Source organism: Soehngenia longivitae (assembly GCF_004684055.1).
Lineage (GTDB): Bacteria > Bacillota > Clostridia > Tissierellales > Tissierellaceae > Soehngenia > Soehngenia longivitae.
The window spans coordinates 1-3,070 of record NZ_SRIB01000026.1 but is presented as its reverse complement, the minus strand read 5'-3'; the positions used below and the strand labels follow the sequence as shown (position 1 = coordinate 3,070).

Below are 3,070 nucleotides of genomic sequence, written 5' to 3'. Positions count from 1 at the left end.
CGGTTCTTGTTCATCGAGCCGGGATTTTGCCTCCGACTTCCTTCAGATTCCACCTCACGATGGACACCCTTGTCATTGGCTAATGGTTCCCACTACCAAGCCCATGGCGGACTTCCACCGCTAAGCTGTCTCCCATGCCGGGCACACGGAAAATAGTGGAGCATAAGCTCCACTATTTTATATATTTATCTATTATGTTTATGACTTCGTCAATTTTTTCTTTGCCTTTGTCTTCTCCTTCTAATATAGCTGTTGCTACACAAGTTCTAATATGCACGTTTAATACATCAATATTAGCTTTTTTTAGAAGCGCAATGGTCGATAGAATTTGTGTAGATATATCTACACAATATCTATCTGACTCTATCATCTTTATTATCCCGTCAATTTGTCCCCTTGCTGTTTTTAGCTTTCTTAAAGCTATTTCTTTTTCTGCATTCATTTACATCACCTAATTTATGCTCACTACATCGTAGCCCGCTTCTTCAACTGCCCCTTTTAATTTATTGTCATCTAAATTTTCTCCCTTTACAACAGCGTTTTTAGCTTCTAAACTTACGCTTACATCTTCTACGCCATCAACTTCTTTTAAAGCATTTGTCACTGCTTTTACACAGTGTTCACAAGACATACCTTCGATTGATATTATTTTTTCCATTTAATATTCCCCTTTCATTATTTAAAATTTCTTAGTCTTAAAGAGTTACTTACTACACTTACAGAGCTAAATGCCATTGCTGCTCCGGCTATCATAGGATTTAAGTATCCTAATGCTGCAAATGGAATACCTATTGTGTTGTAGAAAAATGCCCAAAACAAATTTTGTTTAATAATTCTCATTGTCCTATGGCTAAGTCTTATAGCTGTTACTACTCCATTTAAGTCCCCTTTGATTAAAGTGATATCTGCTGCTTCGATTGCAATGTCGGTGCCTGTACCAATTGCAAACCCTACATCTGAACTTGCTAACGCAGGTGCATCATTTATTCCATCTCCTACCATACCGACTGTTTTACCTTCTTTTTTCAATTTAGTTACTATCTTCTCTTTATTTTCAGGTAATACTTCAGCAATTACATTTTCAATGGATACTTCTCTTGCTATAGCTTTAGCTGTTCTTTCGTTGTCGCCTGTGATCATATAAATCTCTAAGCCCATTTCTTTCATCTGCTTAATTGCGTTATATGAGCTTTCTTTTATCTTGTCAGCTATACCTATGATACCACTTATTTCATTGTCAATTGAAACTATTATTACAGTTTGTCCTTTGTCCTCAAGGTCTGCAATCTTTTCTTCTATATTAGTCTCTATTTCAATCAAGTTTTCTTTTATCAAAGCTCTATTGCCTATTGCGACCTTTTTTCCATTATATAATGCTTTTATTCCTTTTCCGGGAATCGCATTGAAATCTTTTGTTTCTTTAAACTCAATATTCTTTGCCTTTGCATAATTTACTACTGCTTCTCCTAATGGATGCTCTGAAGTATTTTCAACAGCAGCTGATATTTCAATTAACTCGTTCTCATCTATATTTTTAAAGTTTTCAATATAGACCACTTCGGGTGAGCCTTTTGTAATGGTACCAGTTTTGTCTAGTACAATTGTTGTCAATTTGTGAGCAAGTTCAAGATGCTCTCCAGATTTTACCAATATTCCATGTTCGGCTCCCTTACCTGTACCTACCATTATAGCTGTCGGTGTTGCTAAACCCAATGCACAAGGACAAGCTATAACTAAAACACTTACTGCGTTTATAAGGCCAGTATTGAAACTATCTATATTATAAAACACAATAAAAGTAACTAATGCAATCCCTAAAACTACTGGCACGAAAATACCTGATATCTTATCAGCCAATCTTTGGACTGGTGCTTTTGAGCCTTGAGCATCTTCTACCATGCTAATGATTTGAGAAAGCATAGTATCTTTTCCTACTTTAGTAGCTTTAAATTTAAAACTTCCGGTCTTGTTTAGAGTGGCTCCTATTACAGTATCTCCCTCTTTCTTCTCAACTGGAATGCTTTCACCAGTAAGCATAGATTCATCTACTGAAGATGCTCCTTCAATAACTACTCCATCAACAGGTAGGCTTTCACCAGGCCTTATGACAATAACATCTCCTACATTTATATCATCTATAGGGATCTCTATTTCTTTGCCTTCTCTATATATTCTTGCTGTCTTTGGCCTTAATTCCATCAATTTTTTTATTGCATCTGAAGTCTTCCCCTTTGCGATAGCTTCTAGCAATTTCCCAAACAGTATCAAGGTTATGATGACTGCGGAAGCCTCAAAGTAGTACTCATGCACGCCATTAATTAAATTATACACGCTGTAAAAATATGCTGCTGAAGTACCTAAAGCAATCAGTACATCCATATTGGCAGCTTTCCCTCTTAAAGAATGATATGCTCCTTTATAGAATCTAGATCCTATAATAAACTGAACGGGTGTAGCCAAAAGCAGTTGAAAATATCCATTTGTTAAGATGTTCATCTCTCCTGCTATATGAAAAAACATTGCAACTACTAAAGGTAATGTTAATAAAGCTGAAAACACAAGAGATCTTTTTAAAGATTTAATTTCCTTTTCTCTCAATAATTTTGCTTTTTCTTTATCTTCTTCGGACAATATTTCAGCTTTATATCCAGCTTTTTCTACTGCTAGTATAAGTGATTGTTCATTTACTTTACTTGGGTTATAAAAAACTAATGCTTTATTTGATGAGAGATTTACATTAGCTTTTTCAACGCCTTCTAGTTTGTTCAATGCTTTTTCCACTCTATTAGAACAAGCTGCACAAGTCATTCCCTCAATTAACAGTGTATTTTTTTTAAGTTCGTTATTTATATTTTCTGCCACTTTATCACACTCCTTATCTCCCCCACCGGGTACCGGTGTATAAATAATATATCATCTCCTAGTAGATTAGTCAACATTTATTTTCGTCTTATATTTAACTTAGTGTAAAATAATTGTTGGACAAAGAACATAAAAATATAGAGAATAATTCTCCTTTTGATATAATGTAATTGGAAAACCACAATAAAGAAAGGAGAATATTCTCTAT

General features: G+C 34.8%; 3 protein-coding genes. All 3 read right to left on the bottom strand.

Annotated elements, in window-relative coordinates; translation table 11 throughout:
* Positions 1 to 172 precede the first annotated feature (172 nt).
* From E4100_RS09235 to E4100_RS09225, 3 genes are read right to left on the bottom strand one after another with little or no spacing between them, the layout of a single operon-like run.
* Complete coding sequence (locus E4100_RS09235; RefSeq protein WP_135271757.1) at positions 173 to 442, bottom strand: metal-sensing transcriptional repressor; 270 nt, start codon at positions 440 to 442, stop codon at positions 173 to 175.
* A 9-nt stretch (positions 443 to 451) separates the two neighbouring features.
* Positions 452 to 658 (bottom strand): heavy-metal-associated domain-containing protein, encoded by a 207-nt coding sequence (locus tag E4100_RS09230; RefSeq protein WP_135271756.1) that lies wholly within the window; start codon positions 656 to 658, stop codon positions 452 to 454.
* A gap of 17 nt (positions 659 to 675) precedes the next feature.
* Positions 676 to 2,862 (bottom strand): heavy metal translocating P-type ATPase, encoded by a 2,187-nt coding sequence (locus E4100_RS09225; RefSeq protein ID WP_245196392.1) that lies wholly within the window; start codon positions 2,860 to 2,862, stop codon positions 676 to 678.
* Between the last annotated feature and the right edge of the window lie 208 nt (positions 2,863 to 3,070).